We start from the raw sequence: 22,392 nt of genomic DNA on the forward strand, positions 1-22,392 counted from the left end.
ATCGGCGTCTTTCGTTCCACGAAGCTTGTTTTTCGGGACGCTGATGGGATTTCTGGCCGGCCGCACGGACGCGTCAGGTCACACGCCCGGGCCACAGATACGCGGCAGCGACGCCGCCCAGCAATCCGCCCAAGTGAGCGCCGTTGGCGACGTTGCCGATCAATGGCGTCATGCAAATCACCAACCATCCCAGCATCAGCATGACGTTCTGGGGCGGCATGCGAATCGGATACAGGGCTTCGACCTTCGGGCGAATCCAGATGTATCCGAACAGTCCGAACACTGCACCGGAGGCGCCGATGGCGAAGGGAGACCCTTGTAGTGACGGGGGCAACCAGTCGGGCAGCAGCACCTGCACCAGCATTCCCGCGATCTGGCTGACCAGCACCAGCCCGGCGAAAAACAGTGACCCGTGCAGCCGTTCCAGCGATGATCCCAAGGTGTAGATCCACAGCATATTGAACAACAGGTGAATCACGCTGCCGTGCAAAAACATCGGTGTGATCAGACGCCAAACTTGGCCCTTCTTTAACGATGCCAGGCTGTCGCCACCGTCCGCAGTCGCGAACACGGTCCAGTCGACGACTTCGCCACGTTCGCTTTGCAACGTTGCATAGTCGTAGCGGTCGACAAACGACATCGCCAAATAAGTCTTGGTTTCTAGCGAAAGGTTCTCTCGAAAGTCCGCGTTTCGGGGATCCGCCCAATCGACGTTGCCAAAGTTGGTCCCGAAGCTGGCCAGGACCGAAATTGCAATGATCCCGATGGTCAGCGGGATGTTCGCCTGACGCATGCGTCCCATCCCCGGACCGCCGGTGGGTACGGAACGGATGTTCTTCTGCATCCGCTGTTGCTGTTTGGCCTGTTCGCTGCGAATTTTTTTGACCTGATCACCCACGTCATAGCGGGGGGCACCCGGGTCTTGGCGGAAAGTGCCGAGTTCGGTTCGGGCCGCTTCCACGTCCGATTCGTCTCGGATCCAGACGTCGCAGCCGTCGGATTCCTGTTCCCACGTCGCGTCGATCTGGCGGGTCAACAGATAGTCGCAAAACCGGCGGGCGTCCCTGGGCTGTGAAAGAGTCCCGATTTTTCGCATGAATGAGGGGGGGATGGGGGGAGTTAAAGCGTGGCCAATGGCGGATTGGATGGTTCGGCGCCCATCACTCGACCGTGATCGGACGCGAAAAGACTTGTCGAAATCGTCCGTTGATGAATATCATGCATTGTCGGTTGGAACGATAGACCGGCCGGAAAGACCGAATCACAGCCCCGACGAATTGACGAAAAGGGAAATCCCGATATGGCAATCAAGCTCAGCGAACGTGCTGCCGAAGAAGTCAAACGCTTCCAAAAAGAACACAATTTTGACGATTCGATGCTGCTGCGCATCGGCGTCGCCGGTGGCGGCTGCAGCGGCTTCAACTACACCCTGAACTTTGACGACAGCTTCGACGACAAAGTCGATTCCAAGTACGAATGGCACGGCGTGGCCGTGGTCGTCGACAAGAAAAGTGCTCTGTACCTGGATGGCACGACCGTCGATTGGTACGAAAGTCTGGAAAAGAAGGGGTTCACCTTCGACAATCCCAACGCGGTCAAGAGCTGTGGCTGCGGCAGCAGCTTCCAGGCCTGATTGCCAAGACCGGGTGCCTTTGACGCCGTCACGCTGACGGCCTGGCACCAATCAAATGTCGCCGACGGCCATGCGATCGATCGCATGGCCGTTTCTGTTGGCCAGCAGTTTCTGTTGGCCAGCCGTTTCTGTTGGCCAGCCGTTTCTGTTGGCCAGCCGTTTCTGTTGGCCAGCCGTTTCTGTTGGCCAGCCGTTTCTGTTGGCCAGCCGTTTCTGTTGGCTGCCAGTGGCCGCTTGCCATCCCGCGGTGGCGAATCGGTGATTGAGGCCTCCGTTTTAAATCGACGCCGGGACCGCCACCTTGGATTCCTTCAAGCCATTGGAAGATTGGATTTGCGACGTCACCGGCGCCGAATCGATCGGCCCCGCCACGCCGGTTCAGTCACTTTGGAGCGGGTACGGCCAAATCGTCCGTATTCCCTTGTTGAAAGCGTCGGTCCCCACGGTGATCGTCAAACAGGTGCGGCCGCCACAAGTCGGCGACCAGCCCGGACGCCACCCTCGCGGATGGGATACACCGGTTTCTCATCGACGAAAGTTGCGTTCCTACGAAGTGGAGTCGGCGTTCTATGCCCGATTCGCGGACCGATGCGATGACCGTTGCCGAGTCGCCCGTTGTTGGGGCCAAACCAGTGACCAAGACAGTCTGACATTGGTGCTGGAAGATCTGGATGCCGCTGGGTTCCCCTTGCGACTGGGCCGGTTGGACATCGACGGTGTGGCGCGCGGGCTGGCGTGGTTGGCCAGCTTTCATGGCACATTCTTGCACCCGGCCGACGATGCGAGCGACTTTGACGGACTGTGGCCGATCGGAACATATTGGCATTTGGACACCCGGCCCGACGAATGGCGGGCGATGCCCGAGGATGATCTGAAACGCCAAGCCGCTGCGATTGATCAGCGTTTGAATGAAAGCTCCTTCCAGACGCTGGTTCATGGTGACGCCAAGGTCGCCAACATGTGTTTTCCCGCCGACGACCGATCGGCGCCGGCAATGGTGGATTTCCAGTACGTCGGTCGCGGATGCGGAATGAAGGACGTGGCGTACTTCTTAAGCAGCTGCGTCGACGAATCGGAATGTCAGCGAAACGAATCGACTTACCTGGCCATCTATTTCGCTGCCCTGCGTGCCGCGGTGGTCCGCCATCACGGTGATCGATTCGATCTAGACGCTTTGGAAAGGCAGTGGCGACAGCTGTATCCGCTGGCCTGGGCCGATTTCGTGCGTTTCCTGGAAGGCTGGTGTCCCGGCCATGCCAAGCTGACCGGCTATTCCCGCCGTATGGTCCACCAGGCTTTGACGTCAGCGAAATCACCGACGTCCTCCGACGTCTGAACCGTTTGATGACGATGCTGATCGGCGTGCCGCGAACCGAAACGAATCAGCGACCGGAGGTCACTGTTCGTTTTGATCTTCTGACGCCGGAACGTTGCCCGAGTCACTGGAATCGCCACCATCAGGTGTCGGCGCCGTTTCGGCTTCCTCTTCATCGCGTTCTTCGGCCGGCACACGCACCACTTCGATCAGAGAATCGTCCGCGTCGACGTTCATGATGCGAACGCCTTGGGTGTTGCGACCGATCACGCTGATGTCGCCGGCCTTGATCCGCTGGATCTTGCCTTTGGCCGTCATCATGAACACTTCGTCGTCATCATTGACCACGGCGATGCCCACGACTTGTCCGTTTCGTTCGCTGGTGCGGATGTCTCGCAGCCCCTTACCGCCTCGCTTTTGTGTTCGGTATCGGGCACCCGAGCTGGTCGATTCTTCTTCGCCCACCTCGTCATCTTCGGTCTCCACCAAATTCGGACCGAACGGGGTGCGTTTGCCATAGCCGTTTTCGCAAACGGTCAGCAGCGTCGCATCGGGATCGGCGACCACCATGCCGACGACTTCGTCGTCGCCGACCAGGGAGATGCCTTTGACGCCCGAGGTGTTGCGTCCCATGGGGCGAGAATCCGATTCCTTGAAACGAATCGCCATGCCGGTTTGGGTGACCATCATCAACTCGTCACCAGGACCGACAACGGCGGCATCGACCAATTCGTCATCGTCGCGAAGCTTGATGGCGATGATGCCGCCTTTCTTGGGACGGCTGTACTGTTCCAGCGGCGTCTTTTTGACCAATCCTTTGCGGGTCGCCATCGCGACGTAGTAGCCTTCCTGGTCAAAGTCCCGCACGACCAGACACTCGGCGATCTGTTCACCTTCCTCCAGGTTCAGCAGATTGACGATCGCGCGTCCCTTGGAATCGCGGGCCAGTTGCGGCAAGTCATAGACCTTTTGCCAGCGGACCTTTCCGGCCGTGGTCAGGAACAGCAGGTACGCGTGGGTGCTGGCGACAAACAGCAAAGCGATCGGATCGGCTTCATCCGTCTTGGCGCCTTTCAGGCCTTTGCCGCCACGACGCTGTGTGTTGTAAACGCTGGTCGGCGTCCGTTTGATGTACCCGTTGTGGCTGATCGAAACCACCATGGTTTCTTCGGTGATCAAGTCTTCCAGGTCGATGTTACCGAGTTCTTCACCGGAGATTTCGGTCCGACGCGCGTCACCAAAGCGTCGTTTGATCTCTTCCAAGTCATCCTTGATGATCCCATAGACGCGTTCCTGATCGCCCAGGATGTCCAGATAGTCGGCAATTTCCTTCAGCAACTCGGCATGTTCGTCGGTCAGTTTTTCCTGTTCCAGGTTGACCAACTGGCCCAACCGCATCCGCAGAATCTCATCCGCTTGGACGCTGGTCAGCGTGTACGATTCCGCCTCGCCGCGTTCAATGACGAATTGCTTGAAACCTTCGTCGCCCAGCGCCCGCTGCATCAGTGATGAGGGACATTCGATGCCCATCAACCGCTGCTTGGCTTCTGGTTGTGTCCGACTGGTACGGATCGTTTGAATGATCTCGTCGATGTTGGCCAGTGCCAGCAACAAACCTTCGACGGTGTGTTTACGGCGGCGCGCCTTGGCCAGCAAGAATTGGGTGCGGCGCCGAATCACGTGGACGCGGTGACGAAGAAACTCCGTCAGCATTTCCTTCAGCGTCAGTTCGCGCGGCTTGCCGTCGACCAGGGCCAAGAAGATCAGCGAAAACGTGTCTTGAAGCGGGCTGAATTGATACAGCTGATTCAGCACGACATCCGGATCGGCGTCGCGTTTCAGTTCGACGACCAGGCGAACCGGTTCCTTCAGATCGCTTTCGTCACGGATCGCGGAGATGCCTTTGACTTTGTCACCGTTGACCAACGCGGCGATCTTTTCAACGATCCGGTCGCGATACTGTTGGTACGGGATCTCGGTGATGATGATGCGATGGCGGTTGCCCTTCATCTCCTCGATTCGGCAAAGGGCGCGCACCACCATCGTGCTGCGTCCGGTTTTGTAACCGCGTCGAATGCCGGCCCGTCCGCAAATGATTCCGCCGGTGGGGAAGTCGGGGCCCGGAATGATTTCGCACAATTCGTCGATCGTCGTTTCCGGTTCGTCGATCAACCGGATCAACGCGTCGCAGACTTCCGTTGGATTGTGTGGTGGGATGCTGGTGGCCATCCCGACGGCGATCCCGCCGGAACCGTTGATCAGCAGGTTCGGAAACTTGCTGGGCAGAACGGTCGGCTCGCTGCGTGCTTCGTCATAGGTGGGGACGTAGTCGACCGTGTCCAGTTTCAGGTCGTCCAGCATGTTGGCCGCGACGGCACTCAAGCGAGCTTCGGTGTACCGCATCGCCGCCGGGGGCAGCCCCGCGATACTGCCGAAGTTCCCCTGCTTGTCGATCAACAGGCTGCGCATGTTCCATTCTTGGGCCATCCGAACCAGCGTCGGATAGATGACGCTTTCACCGTGCGGGTGATAGTTACCCGATGTGTCGCCAGAGATCTTTGCGCACTTGACCCGCTTGCTGCCCGGGCCGAGGTTCAGGTCGTTCATCGCGACCAAAATCCGACGTTGGGATGGTTTCAAGCCGTCACGAACGTCGGGCAAGGCACGGCTGACGATCACGCTCATCGCGTACGTCAGATAGCTGTCGCGTAGTTCGTCTTCGATCGGCAGATCGACCATCCGCAGGGCACCACGGCCCCCTTCGCCGTCCCCGGCCGGCGTGACCATGTCGGTGCCCGACGGTGGATCGCCGTTGCCGTTTTCTGAACCGGCTTCGACGTCATCGGCGCCTGTGTTTTCCGGACCCGACTCGGACGGTTCGGCGTCCGACGGATTGTCTGATTGGTTTTCGTTGCCGTCTTCGAATTCGTCGTCTGCCAACGTCGTTGCTCTTGGCTATGGGGGGACCGGCCGGCCGAATTTGGGGCTCAGATTCGCCGCTGAACGAACCGGTTAGTGTAAGGATTTTGGGTCCCGGCCACAACGGCCCCGGAGCGACGAGCAGACGTCATAAGTTATTGACTGGCATGGCTTTATGTGGTGAATTTGCGGTCGCCCAATGCGGCGGGGCGCGGTGCCTCCGTCGCCACGGTAGGATTGTGTGGCGACGCCTTGGCGCGTCGGAACGCGCTGCCCCACAAGGGTGCCCTTCTCCATCGATCGGTGCTTCGCCTTCGGGCGGATCGGCGGTCCCGTTTCTCGAGCCTGTCATGTCTGATCCCAACGACGCCATCATCGAGTCCATTCGGCTGTATCGCGAGGCACTTCAAGAGACTCGGACGCTGTTTATCGATAGCGGCAAGCTGATCCGCGGTTCCTACAAATGGCTGGGCCAGGGCGACGGCGACGCCACCACCATTGCCGACCAAATGGATGATCTGCACCAGGGATTGGTGATGAAGGTCTTTGCCACCGTGGTGCCCGATGCCGGTTTCCAATCGATGCAGCAGCGTCAGATGGGACGCGTGTTGTTGGAACACTTGTGGGGACAGACCGTCATGGGATCCAAGCTGCGTGACGCGGTCGATTGGCTGGTCCAAACGGCGGTCCAGTTTCAGTGGGCCGATCTGGTACGGCCGTTCGCCCAAATCCCTTCGATCCGTGACCGCTACGGTGAATTGGAATCGTTGGTCATGCGGATGGCCAAGCTGATTGCCGCGGTCGACGGCGGAATTGATTTGAATGAACAGGATTGCATCGAATCCATCATGCGGCAGATGGAGATCAGCGAAGGTCGAACTTGGCAATCCGCGAGCCCGTCCGAACCAGCGGTTGAACCGGAGATCAATCATCCCGAAGACACCGACGCCGCCCGGGAAGCGATCGATTGGCTGCGTCGTGAAGCCCAGCGGTTGCGTGATGGAGCCGGTGCCAGTGCGGGCCAGCCCGCCGAGCCGACACCGATGCCGACCGGTGGTCCGGCCGCGGCGCCACCGAAACCGGCGGTCACCGCAAAAACGCCGGCAATGGATCCCGACGACAATCGGACTCCGGAACAGCGTTTGGACGACGCACGCCAGAAACTGAACCGGCTGGTCGGCCTGGATGGAATCAAGGACCAGATCGAAACGCTGACCAATTTTTTGCGGATGGAAAAGCTGCGGACCGAAGCGGGTTTGCCCACCAGCAAACCGAGTCTGCACATGGCGTTCGTCGGGAACCCTGGCACCGGAAAGACGACCGTGGCGCGGATCGTCGCCGAAATCTATGGTGCCCTTGGCGTCCTGGAAAAAGGCCACTTGGTGGAAACCGATCGCAGCGGTTTGGTTGCGGAATACGCGGGGCAGACGGGACCGAAAACCAACGCCAAGATCGATGAGGCTCTGGACGGCGTCCTGTTCATCGACGAAGCCTACACCTTGATCGATGAAAGCGGCCAAGATCAGTACGGCCGTGAAGCCGTGCAGACGCTTTTGAAACGCATGGAAGATCAACGCAAGCGATTGGTCGTCATCTTGGCCGGGTATCCGAATGAAATGAACAAAATGATTCGCAGTAATCCCGGGCTAAGCTCGCGGGTCGGGACGACGATGCGATTCGAGGATTATGATCCGGCCGCGTTGTGCCGGATTTTCGAATTGATTGCCAAGAAGTCAAAATACGAATTGACCACCGAGGCACGGCGACGACTGCTGCGTGGTTTCACCTATCTTTATCTGAAACGTGACCGACACTTCGGCAATGGCCGCACGTCACGCAACAGTTTTGAACGCAGCGTCCGTCGGTTGGCCAATCGCTTGGCGGGGATGACGGAAGTGAATCGCGAACTGCTGACGACGTTGGAAGCGGACGACATCGAAGTGGCCGGCGTCACCCAAGCTCATTTGGCTGCGATGGCGGCCGAGCCGGGCAAGGTCCGTGTGACTTGCACGCAGTGCGACGTGGCGATGGTCATTGATGACGCCCTGTTGGGGACCGAGGTGACCTGTGAACACGACCCGCAAGTCCGTTTCACCCCGGACTTTGGCGATCCGGTGGTCCAGTTGCCTGAAGCCGCCGCAAGTGAGCAAGCTGGGGCGAATGATCAAGGTGACGCCGCCGATGATGGCGATGCCGCTTGACGTGAAACCAACGCGTCGGCCGACGATCCAAAAAGAAACCGCCGACCCTTTTGGGGCCGGCGGTTGAAATGTCTTCGGGCGATTGTCAGCGTTCGCGTTAGAAGGGCGAATCACCGAACGGATTGTCGTCGCCGCCCATGTCGCCGAACGGGTTGTCGTCACCACCGGCGTCGCCAAACGGGTTGGAATCGTCGCTGCCGCCGAACGGGTTGTCGTCGGCAGGGGCGTCGGCCGGCTGCGCTGCGGCCGCATTGCCGTCAGTTTTGAAGGGATCTTCGTCCAAAGTGCCTTCCAGCACATCCTTGCTTTCGACCGTGGCGTCGGCCACCGGATCGTCGGCGAACGGATCGACTTGATCAGACGGTGGCGTGGCAGGTGCGTCAGCGACCGGGGGTGCGGGGGGCGGCGTGGCTGGTGCAGGCGACGCGGCTTGGATCTCGTTCATCCGCTGATTGGACCGTGCTTGGCCAAGCATCAATTGCTGAACGCGTGCTTCACGGCGAATCTCTTCCAGCTTCAATCGCGCGGAGCCTTGGATTCGGGACAAGGAACGGCCGATGTCGCCGTTGACTTTACCGCGGGCTTCCAGCTCGGCACCGGCCTGCCAATCGGCCTCGGCTTCGTATTGCCGCCCCATCGCATCGGCCGCAAAACCGCGGAAATAGTAGGCCCGAGGATCTTGATAGCCGTGGGTGATTGCCTGGCTGAAGAGTTGATACGCCTGGTCGTACTGGTGCGAGTTGTAGGCGTGGACACCCTGGCCGTAGATCGTGTTCAAGACCGAAAGCTGGCCTTGTGCGGGTGCCGTCGTCAGGCAGCAAGCCAGAAGGGCAGCGGCCGCGTAAAACCACTGGAAATGTCGCGTCATTCGGGATCGTCTCCACCCGGAATCGGGCTTCTTAGGGGAGGTCAGAGAAGCTGAATTCAGTCTCCAGCACTCTAGTCGTCCCGACGATCGTCTTCAAACATTTTTGCCGTCTATGACGATCAAATGTTCATTCACACCGGTTCTTCGTTGAATTCTCGCGTTTCCGTGACCGCACCGGGGACGATCTTGGTGACGCTGACCTTGGTGCGACGCAGTTCCTGGATCTCGGTCGCCATTTCGTTGATCAGGTTGGCGATTTCCGCACCGGCCTCTTCACCAATGTGCACCATCAGGGCTTTGCGGGCTCGATAGCTGAGTTCGAAATCTTTCATAGGACGGCGTCTTGGAAGTGAAATCGGTTTGTCTGAAAAGACCCGGAGTGGCCCGTTCAGGCTCATGCGGGTGGTCGGCGAGCGCCCCTTGCGGGTTTCCGCCTTACGCTAAGCCATTCTGGCTACCAAGTCTGTAAAGACAACGCTATCGCTAAATTTTCACTCCACGGTGACGCTTTTCGCCAGATTGCGTGGCTTATCAACGTCACAACCCCGCAAAAGCGCAATGTGGTAGGACAGCAGCTGGAGGGGGACGATCGACACGATCGGCTGGGTCAGTCCGGGGGCATCGGGGATCGTGATGACGTCATCGGCGATCTTTTGGACCTGCGGATCGTCCTGGCTTGCGATCGCGATGATCGGGCCGCCACGGGCTTTGACCTCTTCCATATTGGCCAAGACTTTGTCGTAGGTCGTGCCTTTGGGAACGATGAAGACACTGGGGGTGTGTTCGTCGACCAAGGCGATCGGCCCGTGTTTCATCTCGGCCGCCGGATAGCCCTCGGCGTGGATGTAGCTGATTTCCTTCAGCTTCAACGCACCTTCCAACGCGGTCGGGAAATTGTATTGCCGACCGAGGTACAGGAACGTTGACGCCTCGTGGTACTTGGCCGCGATTTCTTTGACGGTGGCATCACATCGCAACGCTTCGGCGACCGCGTTGGGCAGCATCCGTAGTTCTTCGATGATGCGTTGTCCACTTTCAAAGCTCAGGTGACGCATTCGTCCGAAGTACAACGCCAGCATTGCCAGGACACAGCACTGGGACGTGTAGGCTTTGGTGCTGGCCACACCGATTTCCGGACCCGCGTGCAAGTAAATGCCGCCGTCGGCCGCTTGGGCGATGCTACTGCCGACGACGTTGTTGATGGCCAGCGTCCGGTGTCCCTTGCGTTTGGTTTCGCGGATCGCTGCCAAGGTGTCGGCGGTTTCACCGCTTTGGGTGATCCCGAACACCAACGTGTCATTTTCGATCGGCGGGTTGCGGTACCGCAGTTCGCTGGCGTATTCAACCGACACGGGAATCCGTGCCAGTTCTTCGATCATGTATTCGCCGACCAGGGCGCTGTGCCAACTGGTACCACAGCCGGTCAGAATGATTCGACGAACGGTCCGGATCTGTTGCGGCGTCATGTTCAGACCGCCGAAGACCGCCGTCGCGTTTTCGTCATCCAGGCGACCACGCATCGCGTTGCGCAGCGATTCGGGTTGCTCGTGGATTTCTTTCAGCATGTAGTGCGGGAAACCCGCCAGATCGACGTCGTTGCTTTCCACGCTTAGCGGTTGAATGTCGACGCGGATCTTTCCCTGGTCCTTATGCAGGACCGAAAAGCCGTCCTTGGTCAGGACCGCGACTTGGTGATCGGCCAAGTAAACGATGCGGTCGGTGCGGCCGGCGATGGGCGACGCGTCGCTGGCGACAAAGAATTCCCCTCGCCCCACACCCAGTACCAACGGCGACCCAAAACGCGCGGCCACCATCAATCCGGGACGATCACGAAACAGAACCGCCAGGCCATAGGTTCCCCGCAATTGCGCGATTGCCCATTGAACCGCGGTGACGTACTTGGTGTTGGGCTGATCGGGTTTGTCGGGTGTGACCTTCAAGCCTTCGGCGATCAAGTGCGCGATGACTTCGCTGTCGGTCGCCGATTTGAAGGAATACCCCTTAGCCGTCAGCTGGTCTTTCAGTTCTTGAAAGTTCTCGATCACACCGTTGTGGACCAAAACCACTTCACCGTCGCCACCGACGTGTGGGTGCGCGTTGGTCTCGGTCGGCGGACCGTGTGTGGCCCAGCGGGTGTGCCCCAGCCCCACGGCGCCCGATCGCGGTGTCGGTCCCAGGCGATCGGCAAGCGCTTGGATCCGCCCCACCGCGCGGGTCACGTGAATCGATTCACCGCAGTGAATGGCGACACCCGAACTGTCATACCCGCGGTATTCCAACCGACGCAGACCGTCGACCAAAAAAGGTTCGGCATCCGTGGCGCCGACATATCCAACGATCCCACACATGGTTGGTGATATCCCGTGGTGAAAAGAGTGCTTTGGTCCAAGGCGTGCCGCAGCGGTGATCAGGCGGCACGTTTCGATGCGTCGCCACCACCATTAACTTCTACCCAATCGTTTCCCACGTCGGCAAGCCATAGCGATGCGTCCGAAGCCAACTTTGCGGTCAGCTTCTTGGCATCTTCACTGGCATGAAATTCTTGGGAATCCAGAATCACGTCACACTGTCCCAACGAGTGTGCGACCCGCGTTAGCCCCAAGGTCGTCGGCATCGGAAACAGACGCGGCTGAATTCCCAGCCCGCGAATCTGGCGGTGAAAGTCTTTCAACGTCAAATCACTGCCGCCCATTTCAAACGTGTCGACGCCGCAGTAGATGATCGATTCGGCGGGAATCGTTTGCATCAGCGTCGACAGCACCGCTTCGGCACGCTGACCATCACCGACGCCGATTTCCAAGACTCGCAGGCTGGCGGGCGTTTCAGCTTTGACCCACTTGCGGAGCTTCTTGCAAAGCACGCTGTGACGACTCTGCGCCGCACGAATGGATTTGGTGACCGCCTTGGTTTTCGACTTGGCCGGCGGCGGCTGTGAAACCGCGACGTCGGTTCGATCGCCGATCGCTTGGGCGTCGACACGGCGTTTCGCGGTCGGAGCCGCATTGGAAGTCACAACCGCTGCTTCCGCCGGTTTGACGCCCGAGGACGCCGATTCCGGTTCGTCAGTTTTGCGGAAATAGTTCCAGATCTTCAACAGCGACATCGCCTGATTACTCCACAAATCCCAACGAACAGCAGTTGCAAAGGAACCCGATTGCGGGACGGGCCGACTTGGACACTGAAACCCTGCAGTACGGCAAGTCGGCGGGGGCCGGTTTTGACGGATTCAATCATTGAATCGGACATGCCGGCCGGCGGAGTCGATCGGATCTGGCGAAGGTCCGGTTAGGAAACTTTTGCACGACTGTGCGTCCTACGTTTTCGTGAACAGTCCGCCTTCGGCGCGTCTGCCTATTGCAATAGGTGGGGCTCGCCGCCACCGCGCCCAACGCCCCTGCAGATCGCCGTGACGCGAAAATCCCAGACTCCTTCCCGCCGATTGCCGCTGGCCCTGCTTCCCACGACCGATGGGATCCGCCAGTGTGAAACCCGACTGGCGTTTTCGGCTAGCCTGGCGGCGGCGGCCACGGCCGACCTGCTTCAAGACGGACTAGGACCGGACGATGTATCCGACGTTCTGATGCCGATGGATTCGTCAGGCACGCTGTCACCGGCGTCCAATCATTCCCTCTTGAATCAAGCGGCCGACCTTCGCGACATGTACGGTCTGACCGGTGACGGCCAGACCATCGCGGTGATCGACAGCGGCATCGCTTGGGATCACGAAGCGTTTACCTCGCCGGGCCAAGGCGCGGGGATCGGGCCGGGGTATCGAGTCGTCGGTGGATGGGATTTTGCCGAAGACGACGCGGACCCTTATGACGATGGGCCTGCCGGGTACCACGGCACTCATGTCGCTGGTTTGTTGGCCGGGCAAAGTTCTGAATCATCTGGGATGGCACCGGAAGCGGACTTGGTGGCCCTGCGCGTCTTCGACGATTCCGGCGCGGGCAGTCTGGAGTGGATCGAATCGGCCCTTCGTTGGGTCCACGATTCCCAGAACGATTTCGAACACCCGATCACGACGGTGAACTTATCGATCGGCGCTGCGCTGAACGATGCAAATCGCGACTACGCCATTGGCATTCTGGAAGACGAACTGCAACTGTTGCACGATGACGGAATCTTGGTCTTCGCCGCCGCCGGAAACTATTACGCCAACGATGAAATCACGCCGGGGACCACGGATCTGCTTTATCCGGCATCCAGCCCCAACGTGATCGCCGTGACGTCCATCGATGACGGTGGGCAAATCAGTGATTTTGCACAGCGGGAAAATGGCATCTTGGCGGCACCGGGCGAAGGCCAAGGCAGCGCCGTGCCTGATCACGTTTTCGGTTGGGATGGTAACGTCAACGACTATGCAGCACTTAGCGGGACCAGCATGGCGACGCCCCAAGTTGCTGCGGCGACGGTTCTGATCCGCGAAGCCATGATCGCATCCGGTCTGGAACCGACGGCCGATGATGTCCTGCAACGATTACGAGATCATGCATCGGAGCATAAAGACGCGGGAACAGGGTTGACCTATTACTCGATCGATTTGCAGTCGGCGCTTGATGGTCTGCAACCGTCCGGCGGTTCAAATCAACCCGATGATGGTGGCGAAGGTGAAACAGCGGTATCGGCTAGCGAAGTCACGACGGATCATCAGTCACAGCAATTCACATTGGACTTGCGCGACGGGATGTCATTGAATGTCCGAAACCACGACGGATCGGAACAGACGTACTTGCTGACCGATCAAGACGGCCAGATCCTTATGGATGCCGCAGGCGGTTCAGACCGATTGGAAATTCTGGGATCCGTCGGCAGCGAGCGATTGCGGTTATCGGCCGACCCGAATTCCGATGTCGAAAGCCGGTTGATCGCCGGCGGCGTCGAAATTGTCTTGCGCGGTTTTGAAGATGTCCAGTTCGATGGAGGCGGCGGATCGGATCGTGCGACCCTGTACGATTCCAGCGGTGATGATTTGCTGGAATCGCGCAGCGGCGACGCCGTGCTGTCCGGTGTGGGATTCCGCTTTGATGTGCGCGACGTGGTTCGCACGTACGTGCACGCGACCGCCGGCGGAAACGACGCCGCGTACCTCTACGATTCCGATGGCGACGACACACTGGTGGTACAGCCCGGATTCACCAGTCTGCGTGGAACCGATTCGTCGGGCACGAGTCTGTTTCAGTCGGCGTATGGGTTTGAATCGGTTTCGGCCTACGCAACCGCGGGTGGTCATGACACCGCGGAACTGTACGACAGTGTCGGTGACGATGTCCTGTCGATCTCACCCACACGCAGCATGGTCAGCAGCGGTGGTTACCAAGTCAGTGCACGTTACTTTGAAAACGTCACGGCAGAATCCGCCAGCGGCGGCACCGACGTTGCCAAAATCTATTCCAACGAATCAGAAAGCCAGTGGCATGTTGCCGCGGGACTAACGCAATGGACTTCCGTCGATGGTGCGACACGGATCGCGCGCGGATTCGACCGTGTGGATGCGTTCGAAAACTTCCAACCGGTGTCATTGCCGCTGGGCTTCACGCCTCAAGCGGCGCCCGTCCCATTGGATATCAGCGACCAAGACGATGAACGCTTTGAAGATGCCACCCGCCGCGTCTTTGAACAGTTGGGCGTTTGATAACCGGGCAACGCGTGGTGATCACCGGTTTGCTGTGGCGGCGACCTGACTGATCAGCGACCTAAACGATTGCCAGCTTAGACCGGGGCATAGGTCTCCGATGGTCTCCAGTCGACCAGTTGGACTTCGACGTTTCGATAGCCACGGAATTCATTGATCACCGGGCGAAAGGCGACTTCGATCGGGCCTTCGCAAGCGTTCAGGTCGTCGCACCAATCACCACAGCCGAACGCGACACCGCGGATGGTGCGTTCACCCTGTCGCAGCGTCACCGTCAGGTGTCGATCGCCGCCGCCCATCCGCCGCGCGGGCTGGTCCAAACGGATGTCGCGAGCCATCAAGATCGGACGCGGGTTGCCGGCACCAAACGGTGCCATCATGTCGATGTGCTTCATCGTTTCCAGCGTCAACTGCGTCAGCGGGGCTTCGGCGTCGATCACGATCTCCGGTGTAACATCGCGTTCGGACCATTGCCGTGCCACCGCTTCACAAAAGTCGCCGCGAAAGGCATCGATTTGACGTTCTTCGATCGTGATGCCCGCCGCCGCTTGGTGGCCGCCGAAACGCACCAACCGTTCGCTGCAATTGGACAATGCTTCGTGCAAATCGATGTTGGTGCCACCCACACGCCCGCTGCCGACCGCTTCCCCGCGGCCGGCGGAATCCATGGAAATGACGATCACGGGTTTGGCGAACTTGTCACTCAGGCGACCGGCGACAATCCCGATCACGCCTTGGTGCCATCCCACGCCGTTCAGCACCAATGCCGCATCGTTTTCGCCGTCAAATTGGTCGGCGATCTGCTTGTTCGCCGCCAGGTAGACGCTTCGCTGTAACGATTCTCGTGTGCCATTCAATTGGTCCAGATACTCGGCCAGCGCGGCGATGCGATCGGGATCCGTTGCGGTCATCAATTCCACTGCCAACTGTGCCTGTCCCAACCGTCCCGCAGCGTTCAACCGAGGTGCCAAGGTGAAGGACACGTTTTCGGTCGTCATCGTGCTGCCGCGATCCAATCCGTTGCGGCGAATGATTTCCGCCAAGCCCGGACGCGGACGATTCTTCAGGACTTTCAAACCGTGTTCGACCAGGATCCGGTTCTCGTCCAACAGCGGCACAACATCCGCGATCGTTCCGATGGCCGCCAAGCCCAGCGAATCCATCAGAAAGTTTTTCATCCTGTCACTGACTTTCTTGGCACCGCAGTGAGCCTGGCAAAGTGACCATGCCAATTTGAAGGCAACGCCGGCCCCGCACAATTCACCGAAGGGATAGGCGGTCCCGGGCAATCGAGGATGGACAATCGCATCGGCATCGGGCAATTGGTCGTCCATTTGGTGGTGATCCGTGATCACCAAGCCGATGCCAAGTTCCTTGCACAATTCGGCACACGTGACGCTGGTCACGCCGCAGTCGACGGAGACGATCAGACGCTTTCCGCGATCGACAAGTTTCCGAATCGCATCGGCGTTTAGCCCATAGCCGTCTTCCAGGCGGTTGGGGATGTGATAGCTGACGCGGGCCCCGATCAGATTCAGACAGTTGACCAAGATGGCGGTTCCGGTCATCCCGTCGGCGTCATAGTCACCGTAAACGACGATGGGTTCATCGTTGTTGACCGACCGCATGATCCGCTCGGTCGCATCGGCGATCCCGGGCAGCCCGTCAGGATCGCGCAGCCCGGAAAGCCGCGTGTCCAAGAATTGCTTGGCCGCGTCGCCATCGTAGATGCCGCGGCTGACCATCAATTGGGCCACCACGGCGGGCAGTCGAGCAGAACTGGCGAGTCGTTGTACGCGGGCGGAATCGTGCGGGACCACACGCCAAGCTCGTTTCATCCTTGATCACTCCGACCGCCAAGATTCCAAACGCACCATGACAAGCGTCCGCCATCGATGCGAAAGGATGCTGAACTATTTCTTCTTTTCGACGTGCCAGGTGTGCTTGCGCAGCGAAGCGTTGTACTTCTTCAAACGCAGCTTTTCGCCACCGGGCTTACGCTTCAGCGAATAGTTGTACTGGCCGGTTTCTTCGCAGACCAGAAAAATGGTCTCCGCTTTCTTTTTGCTCTTCGCCATAGGACGGAAAAATCGGGGGAATGGGATGGGGGAAGCCGATCCGGTCAGAACGCGAAGATTGCGTGGGCCGGATCAATGGATCGATCATTGGCCGCCTTGCCGGCAGCAGATCAAAGCGGCACAGTATGCCTGACACGGTGGTGGTTCAGCAAGCCGAAATGTTTCCCGGGCCTCTGTGGTCCAGTCCCTTCGCACCGGCCGTTGGGCTTCCAAACGCTGATTTGACCACCCAAGGACACCCATCCGAAAATCAGAGGCCGCTGGATTTGGCGGCGGCGTCATGGATTGCGAAGAAGAATTGTCCGCCTATCACGAGGCCGGGCACGCCGTCGTCGCCCACGCTTTGGGGGGTGAAATCGAGTCCGTTCAGTTGGGCGGCGAAGCGGATTCGTGGTTGCCCGAACGGTTCGGCGATTGTCGTATCAACTGGGGGCCGGTCGATCCGAACGCGGATTTCCAGCGGCAACGCGAAATCGTTGCTTTGTTGGCCGGCCCGGCCGCCGAAATGATTTATTCCGGTGGTGATGTTGATCCGTCTAAGTTCGGACCCTGGGCGGCCGACTGGACGATGGCCCGGTCGATGGCCGTTGCCCTGACTGGGGACCCGCAGCGCGCGCAGGCGATTTTGGTTCAGTCGTTGCAGCAGCTGGATCGAATCCTACGCCGCGACGATTGCTGGGCCGCTTTGGCGGAAATTGCCGATCAGCTTTTGACGCACGAATTCGTCGATGGCGAAACCGTCCAACAGATCATGGGGTTCTGGGGACGATACGGCGGTTGACCATCGGGCTTCGACGGGGACGCCTGGAAACCGGTCGGCTGCCGAGTGAAGCCTACGATTTAGTGTTCGATCAGTTCACGCTTGGTTTCATCGCGCAGTTCGCTGTGGCTGCTTTCATCCGTTCGTGATACCGGCGGATCGCGTAACTCCCAGACATCGGTTGGGGCTTCGGTCGCGGCCAAGATCTGTTGCGCCGCTCTTTTGCCGCTTTCGATGCAACTGGGCACGCCGACGCCACCGTACGCACTGCCCGCGACGGTCAGTGTCGGAAAGGCGGCCAGGCGGTCGCGAATCTTTTGCACTCGCTGATTGTGCCCGACGTGGTACTGCGGCATCGCGTGAACTTGGCGTTTGATGTGTCGCATCAACGGATCACCGCTGATACGCAGCGTCTTGCACAGTTCCCAGTGTGCCAATTCCATCAGTTCCGAATCGGGCATCCGCAACAGGCCGCTTTGGCATGCCCCGCCGATAAACACTCGCATCAACACGCTGTCCTCCGGCGCCCGGCCTGGATACTTCAGGCTGGAAAAACTGCAAGACAGGATGAAGTGATCTTCGGCAATCGGAACGACAAACCCATACGAGTTCAAGGGTTCGCCGACTTGGTCCAACTTGTACGCAAGCGAGACGACAGCACAACTGGCATACGGGATCTCCGCGATCTCATCCGCGGCATCGACATCAACCTTTGACAAAAGTTGTGATGCCGGTCCCGCGGGCGCGGCGACGATGACTGAATCAAACTGTTCCCAAGGTTGCTTGCCATCGTCGACTTGAAGCGACCAGTGCACGCCGTCGCGAACGATGTCTGTCACGGGACTGTTCAAACGCAAGGTGCCCTCGGGCAGACTGGACACCAAGGCGTCGACCAGCCGACTCATTCCGCCGTTCAGCGTCATGAACATGCTGTAGCGTGCGCCACGAGAGTTGGCGGTGGCTTTTGGTCTGGCTTTCCGCTCACGCAGCATGCCACGAATCAGGCTGCCGTACTGTTTTTCCATTTCCATGAAACGCGGCATCGTTGCTGCGACGCTCAACCGATCGGGGTCCGCGGTATAGATCCCGCCGACCAATGGTTGCACCAAGCGATCGAACATCTCGCGACCGAAACGCCGGCACACGAAAGCCTTCAGCGATTCGTCTTCGACTTCCCGACGACGTGGCAAGAAGTACTCGACACCGCTGCGAAGCTTTCCCCAGGGGCTAAGAATCTTGGATGCCAGGATTGGCCAGATTCGTGACGGTGCCATCACGGTGAAGCCCGCGGGAATCGGTTCCAGCTTTCCGCGACGCATCACCATCGCGCCTTCGCGTCCCGGTGTCGTTCCGACCAATTGATCGCCCAGTCCCAATTGATGACAAAGCTTGACCGCAACCGGTGACGTGGTGATGAAGTTGTCCGCGGCACCTTCGATCAAGAATTCATCTTTCCGAACGGTTTGGATGACACCGCCGGCACGGTCACCCGATTCAAACACGGTGACTTTGACGTTGTTGCCGCTGGTAACCAATTCGTGGGCCGCGGCCAGGCCAGTCATGCCACCGCCGATGACGGCGATGCGTTTGGGAGCGTTGGATTGCGTCATGGATTCAATCCTGTGATTCGTCGTCGGATCGGCGAACCGACGATGGGAGATAACAACAGTCGGGATCTTCGGCGAACATGTTGCCCGTCACGCCGTAGGCTCGGGCACGCGAACCGCCACAAATCTTGTTGAATTCACAGCAGCCGCATTTGCCTTCCAGGTAGGAAGCGTCGCGAAGTTTTTGAAAGACCGGTGAATTCTGGTAAACGTCGACGACGCTTTGTCGGGGAAACACACCGCATGTCACCGGCAGAAAACCGGTCGGATGAATGACACCGATGTGGCTGACGAACATCACGCCTTTTCCGTCGTTGATCCCCGCCGGCATGAACGGACGCGCCGTTTCGTCATCCGATTTGCCTTCGCGGCGACGCTTCGCGGCATGCTTCTGAATGATGAAACGGCGGTAATGCATCGCTTCGGTGGTCTTGATGCGATACGGCTGTTTTAGCGACTGTTGATACAGTCGTTCGAATGCTGCTTCGCATTGATCGGCGTTCAGACGATCACTTTCGGCGGCGCGTCCCACCGGGATCAAGAAAAACACCGACCACATGTCCGTGCGAACCTTGGCAAACTGGTCCGCCATGGTTTCAATCTGGTCGACATTGGCAGGCGTCAGGGTGGTGTTGATTTGCGTGCTGACACCAAGGTCGGCGGCGGTGGCAAGCATTCGCATGCTGTGTTCATAGCTTCCCGAAACGCCTCGGTTGGCGTCATGCGTCGCCGCGTCGGCGCCGTCTATGCTGATCGCCATCCGCGAAATCCCGGCATCACGCAGTCGTGCGATCGCTTCCGCCGTGACCAGCGGTGTCGGGCTGGGGGTGATCGAAACTTCCAAGCCACTTTCGACGGAATAACGAATCAATTCAAACAGGTCGGCCCGTTTCAGCGGATCGCCACCGGTCAAGATCAACATCGGTGGCTGTGGAAACTGGGCCAACTGGTCGATCAGAAGTTTGGATTCCGCCGTCGTCAATTCGCCAGGATCGCTTTTGGGTTGCGCGCAGGCACGGCAGTGTTGGCAAACCAAGTCGCACGCCCGTGTGACTTCATAGAAACACAGCATCGGGCTGTGATCGAACGACGCTCGTGTTCGTTGGTGGAGGGGATTCGAACTGGGGCGAAAGGGCGCGATCATGACGGATCCTAAGGATGTGGCCCGGCGCGATGGGAATCAAATGGCGGGACCAACAATCCTATCGAAGAATCCTGCGACATAGGCAGATTCAAAGTTGTGTTTTTCGTGCGTCACATTGTCACGCGACCACGGGAAATTCCTGATAAGTCATTCAAGATGGAAACGAACACGCATCGCAGGAGCGTACGCACGCACCGCCGAATCAATCGATGCGACTCAATTCCACCGAGTGAACGTCAATGATTCCCGGTCCCTGCGGCTCCGATGCAAACAGCCGCAACGTTGTGCGACCTTGGGTTAGATTCAACGTCCCCAGCGAAAGGACGCGGAAATCCTTGACAAAGTAGTGCGACTCTTTGACGCGTTCCTTGGGCTTCGCATAAAGCGGCGGGTCGAAAGCGACAGACACCAAGGCGGACGTGCTGGCATCACTTGCAGCGGCGCCGATACGCACCCCGACGTTCGACGGGGCGCAGGTGTAGTGGACGATCGCTTCGTACCGCCCCGTCTGGCCGACATCGATGGGCCAATGGATGTGATCCGATTCATCGACCCAATTGACAAAGAATGAATTGTTCGGCGCTTTGGAACTGCGACGAATCGATCCGTGTGGTGTGCCGTCGCGCGCGGGCAGTCGCGTTTTTGCGCGATAGCCGACGGTGAAGGGACGATCCGTATTGGCGTCGAATGACTGTCGCATGGATTTGCCGAATTCCGCGACTTGCTTCTTCAGTCTTGCGGTCAAATCGGGGTGTCGTGATGCAACGTCGGTGCTCTGAGCCAAATCTTCCTGTAAGTCGAATAGATGCCCTTTCGCATCCAATCGAAAACGGTCGGTGCGGGCACTGACTTGGTTGCCTCGGATGGAGAAGATTGTTCGCTCCGGCCATGTGACTTGAGATCGCCGAATCAGCGGCATCAAGCTCTTGCCATCGATCGGTTTCGGCGGTTGCCAGTCGATTCCGGCAAGGTCCGCCAACGTGGGCATCAGGTCCAACGCCGCCGTCAGGTGTTCGATTCGTGTTCCGCCATCGATCTGGCCCTGCCAACGAATGAAACAGGGGCTGCGCACGCCACCTTCATCGATGGACCCCTTTTTGCCTTTCATGCCGCCGTTGAAGCGGTACGAATTGGGGCCGTTATCGCAAAAGAACACGACGATGGTTTGCTCGCTCAGGTGCAAGCCTTCGATTTCCGACAGCAGTCGTCCGACGTTCCAATCGATGTTCTCGCACATCGCCAGTGCGGCCCGCGTCATCGACAGGTCTTCCATTTGTGGATCGCGATGTCGCGGATCGATCGCGGCGTCTTCAAACTTGTCGTAGAAACGGTCGTCGACCATCATCGGCGAATGCGGCGTGTTGAACGGTAGATAGCAGAAAAAGTTCTGCTCCCGATGCTTGCGGATGAACTCAATCGCGTGGTCGGTGAAATCGTCCGCAACGTAACCGTTGCCACGCACCAGCGTGCCGTTGTGTTCCAGTGGTGGACTGAAATAGTGTCCCCAGTGGCCGGAAGTGAAACCGTAAAACTCGTTAAAGCCTTGGTCGTTGGGATGATAGGGAGGCTGTGTGCCGTTGTGCCATTTGCCAAAGATTCCCGTGGCGTAACCCGCATCTTGGAACAGTTCGCCGATCGTGAATTCGTCTGGATTCAGACGCTCTTGGCCTGTGCTTACGCCGCTGACACCGGTTCGTGGGTAATACCGCCCGGTCAAAAACTCGGCACGTGTGGGAGCGCACACCGAACAGACCAGGAACTGTTCCAACGTCACGCCGTCGCGAGCCAACGAATCGATGTGGGGTGTGCTTAGATTTCGATTCCCGTGAACGCTCAGGTCACCCCAACCCTGGTCGTCTGTCAAAATCACCACGACGTTGGGGCGTGTGCCGACATCAGCCAAGCATGGTGGCGTTGATACAAGTAGCAACCCTGCCAAGAACGCGAATTTGGAACGAGCGAAGGTTCGAAAGAGTGACGGAAGTCGTGCTTCGATCAACAGGTTGCCTTGAATGGGATGGCATCGATTCATGGCGTTCCCGACGCAATGGTGAGTGATTCGGCTGGTTGAATCACACAGTTTAGCCATGCCGCCGAAGGTCGGTGCGGACGCAACGACCGGGGACAATGGCGGATGCGGTCACCGCCTGAAGGCCGGCTAGGCACAAAAAAAAGCGTCCCTGGCAATAACCAAGGACGCGATGCTAAGTCAGCGGGTGCGTTTCGATTGAA

At 58.8% G+C, this 22,392-nt stretch carries 16 protein-coding genes; 5 read left to right on the top strand and 11 right to left on the bottom strand.

From position 1 onward, the window contains the following. Nucleotides 1-73 precede the first annotated feature (73 nt). Complete coding sequence (locus Mal65_RS03505) at nucleotides 74-1,096, bottom strand: rhomboid family intramembrane serine protease (RefSeq protein WP_145293697.1); 1,023 nt, start codon at nucleotides 1,094-1,096, stop codon at nucleotides 74-76. Nucleotides 1,097-1,300: 204 nt separating this feature from the next. Here Mal65_RS03505 and Mal65_RS03510 point away from each other — a divergent pair, with 204 nt between their 5' ends. Continuing rightward, nucleotides 1,301-1,633 carry a HesB/IscA family protein gene (locus tag Mal65_RS03510; RefSeq protein ID WP_145293699.1) on the top strand — a complete coding sequence of 111 codons (333 nt, stop codon included), beginning with the start codon at nucleotides 1,301-1,303 and terminating at the stop codon, nucleotides 1,631-1,633. A 301-nt stretch (nucleotides 1,634-1,934) separates the two neighbouring features. Next, on the top strand, nucleotides 1,935-2,969 hold the full coding sequence (locus Mal65_RS03515; RefSeq protein WP_145293702.1) for an oxidoreductase family protein: 1,035 nt from the start codon (nucleotides 1,935-1,937) through the stop codon (nucleotides 2,967-2,969). 60 nt (nucleotides 2,970-3,029) lie between these two features. Here Mal65_RS03515 and gyrA read toward each other — a convergent pair whose 3' ends face one another. Then, the gene (gene gyrA, locus Mal65_RS03520) at nucleotides 3,030-5,888 is read right to left on the bottom strand and encodes a DNA gyrase subunit A (RefSeq protein ID WP_145293704.1); all 2,859 of its coding nucleotides are present in this window, start codon (nucleotides 5,886-5,888) and stop codon (nucleotides 3,030-3,032) included. A 329-nt stretch (nucleotides 5,889-6,217) separates the two neighbouring features. On the opposite strand from gyrA, the gene Mal65_RS03525 reads away from it, so the two are divergent. Beyond that, complete coding sequence (locus Mal65_RS03525) at nucleotides 6,218-8,068, top strand: AAA family ATPase (protein WP_145293706.1); 1,851 nt, start codon at nucleotides 6,218-6,220, stop codon at nucleotides 8,066-8,068. A 97-nt stretch (nucleotides 8,069-8,165) separates the two neighbouring features. On the opposite strand, the gene Mal65_RS03530 is transcribed toward Mal65_RS03525, so the two are convergent. The 4 genes from Mal65_RS03530 to Mal65_RS03545 all read right to left on the bottom strand — a co-directional run bounded on the left by Mal65_RS03530 (nucleotide 8,166) and on the right by Mal65_RS03545 (nucleotide 12,039). Then, nucleotides 8,166-8,936 carry a tetratricopeptide repeat protein gene (locus tag Mal65_RS03530; RefSeq protein ID WP_174820127.1) on the bottom strand — a complete coding sequence of 257 codons (771 nt, stop codon included), beginning with the start codon at nucleotides 8,934-8,936 and terminating at the stop codon, nucleotides 8,166-8,168. A 131-nt stretch (nucleotides 8,937-9,067) separates the two neighbouring features. Then, the gene (locus tag Mal65_RS03535; protein WP_145293708.1) at nucleotides 9,068-9,268 is read right to left on the bottom strand and encodes a hypothetical protein; all 201 of its coding nucleotides are present in this window, start codon (nucleotides 9,266-9,268) and stop codon (nucleotides 9,068-9,070) included. A 159-nt stretch (nucleotides 9,269-9,427) separates the two neighbouring features. Next, entirely contained in the window at nucleotides 9,428-11,284 is a 1,857-nt protein-coding gene (glmS, locus tag Mal65_RS03540) for a glutamine--fructose-6-phosphate transaminase (isomerizing) (RefSeq protein WP_145293710.1), read from the bottom strand. 59 nt (nucleotides 11,285-11,343) lie between these two features. Continuing rightward, nucleotides 11,344-12,039 carry a hypothetical protein gene (locus tag Mal65_RS03545; protein ID WP_145293712.1) on the bottom strand — a complete coding sequence of 232 codons (696 nt, stop codon included), beginning with the start codon at nucleotides 12,037-12,039 and terminating at the stop codon, nucleotides 11,344-11,346. A 303-nt stretch (nucleotides 12,040-12,342) separates the two neighbouring features. On the opposite strand from Mal65_RS03545, the gene Mal65_RS03550 reads away from it, so the two are divergent. Continuing rightward, on the top strand, nucleotides 12,343-14,571 hold the full coding sequence (locus tag Mal65_RS03550) for a S8 family serine peptidase (protein ID WP_145293714.1): 2,229 nt from the start codon (nucleotides 12,343-12,345) through the stop codon (nucleotides 14,569-14,571). Nucleotides 14,572-14,648: 77 nt separating this feature from the next. On the opposite strand, the gene recJ is transcribed toward Mal65_RS03550, so the two are convergent. Both recJ and rpmG read right to left on the bottom strand, forming a co-directional pair. Beyond that, a complete protein-coding gene (recJ, locus tag Mal65_RS03555; protein ID WP_145293716.1) occupies nucleotides 14,649-16,409 on the bottom strand; it encodes a single-stranded-DNA-specific exonuclease RecJ in 1,761 nt (586 codons plus the stop codon). A gap of 75 nt (nucleotides 16,410-16,484) precedes the next feature. Further along, a complete protein-coding gene (gene rpmG, locus Mal65_RS03560; protein ID WP_145293718.1) occupies nucleotides 16,485-16,649 on the bottom strand; it encodes a 50S ribosomal protein L33 in 165 nt (54 codons plus the stop codon). A 280-nt stretch (nucleotides 16,650-16,929) separates the two neighbouring features. Between rpmG and Mal65_RS03565 the strand changes: the two genes are divergently transcribed. Continuing rightward, nucleotides 16,930-17,430 (top strand): cell division protein FtsH, encoded by a 501-nt coding sequence (locus Mal65_RS03565; RefSeq protein WP_145293720.1) that lies wholly within the window; start codon nucleotides 16,930-16,932, stop codon nucleotides 17,428-17,430. A gap of 59 nt (nucleotides 17,431-17,489) precedes the next feature. On the opposite strand, the gene hemG is transcribed toward Mal65_RS03565, so the two are convergent. From hemG to Mal65_RS03580, 3 genes are all read right to left on the bottom strand, one after another. Beyond that, a complete protein-coding gene (gene hemG / locus Mal65_RS03570) occupies nucleotides 17,490-19,019 on the bottom strand; it encodes a protoporphyrinogen oxidase (RefSeq protein WP_145293722.1) in 1,530 nt (509 codons plus the stop codon). Nucleotides 19,020-19,023: 4 nt separating this feature from the next. After that, on the bottom strand, nucleotides 19,024-20,160 hold the full coding sequence (locus tag Mal65_RS03575; protein ID WP_145293725.1) for a TIGR04053 family radical SAM/SPASM domain-containing protein: 1,137 nt from the start codon (nucleotides 20,158-20,160) through the stop codon (nucleotides 19,024-19,026). Between the two features lie 202 nt (nucleotides 20,161-20,362). Next, on the bottom strand, nucleotides 20,363-22,192 hold the full coding sequence (locus Mal65_RS03580; RefSeq protein WP_165701039.1) for an arylsulfatase: 1,830 nt from the start codon (nucleotides 22,190-22,192) through the stop codon (nucleotides 20,363-20,365). Nucleotides 22,193-22,392: the final 200 nt, after the last annotated feature.

It is taken from the genome of Crateriforma conspicua (genome assembly GCF_007752935.1).
GTDB classification, from domain to species: domain Bacteria; phylum Planctomycetota; class Planctomycetia; order Pirellulales; family Pirellulaceae; genus Crateriforma; species Crateriforma conspicua.

Coding starts and splice junctions, on each gene's coding strand:
- Mal65_RS03510 (WP_145293699.1), top strand. CDS start 1,301: ATGGCAATCAAGCTCAGCGAACGTGCTGCCGAAGAAGTCAAACGCTTC.
- recJ (WP_145293716.1), bottom strand. CDS start 16,409: ATGAAACGAGCTTGGCGTGTGGTCCCGCACGATTCCGCCCGCGTACAA.
- Mal65_RS03545 (WP_145293712.1), bottom strand. CDS start 12,039: ATGTCGCTGTTGAAGATCTGGAACTATTTCCGCAAAACTGACGAACCG.
- Mal65_RS03575 (WP_145293725.1), bottom strand. CDS start 20,160: ATGATCGCGCCCTTTCGCCCCAGTTCGAATCCCCTCCACCAACGAACA.
- Mal65_RS03565 (WP_145293720.1), top strand. CDS start 16,930: ATGGATTGCGAAGAAGAATTGTCCGCCTATCACGAGGCCGGGCACGCC.
- Mal65_RS03535 (WP_145293708.1), bottom strand. CDS start 9,268: ATGAAAGATTTCGAACTCAGCTATCGAGCCCGCAAAGCCCTGATGGTG.
- Mal65_RS03505 (WP_145293697.1), bottom strand. CDS start 1,096: ATGCGAAAAATCGGGACTCTTTCACAGCCCAGGGACGCCCGCCGGTTT.
- hemG (WP_145293722.1), bottom strand. CDS start 19,019: ATGACGCAATCCAACGCTCCCAAACGCATCGCCGTCATCGGCGGTGGC.
- Mal65_RS03525 (WP_145293706.1), top strand. CDS start 6,218: ATGTCTGATCCCAACGACGCCATCATCGAGTCCATTCGGCTGTATCGC.
- Mal65_RS03530 (WP_174820127.1), bottom strand. CDS start 8,936: ATGACGCGACATTTCCAGTGGTTTTACGCGGCCGCTGCCCTTCTGGCT.
- rpmG (WP_145293718.1), bottom strand. CDS start 16,649: ATGGCGAAGAGCAAAAAGAAAGCGGAGACCATTTTTCTGGTCTGCGAA.
- Mal65_RS03580 (WP_165701039.1), bottom strand. CDS start 22,192: ATGAATCGATGCCATCCCATTCAAGGCAACCTGTTGATCGAAGCACGA.
- glmS (WP_145293710.1), bottom strand. CDS start 11,284: ATGTGTGGGATCGTTGGATATGTCGGCGCCACGGATGCCGAACCTTTT.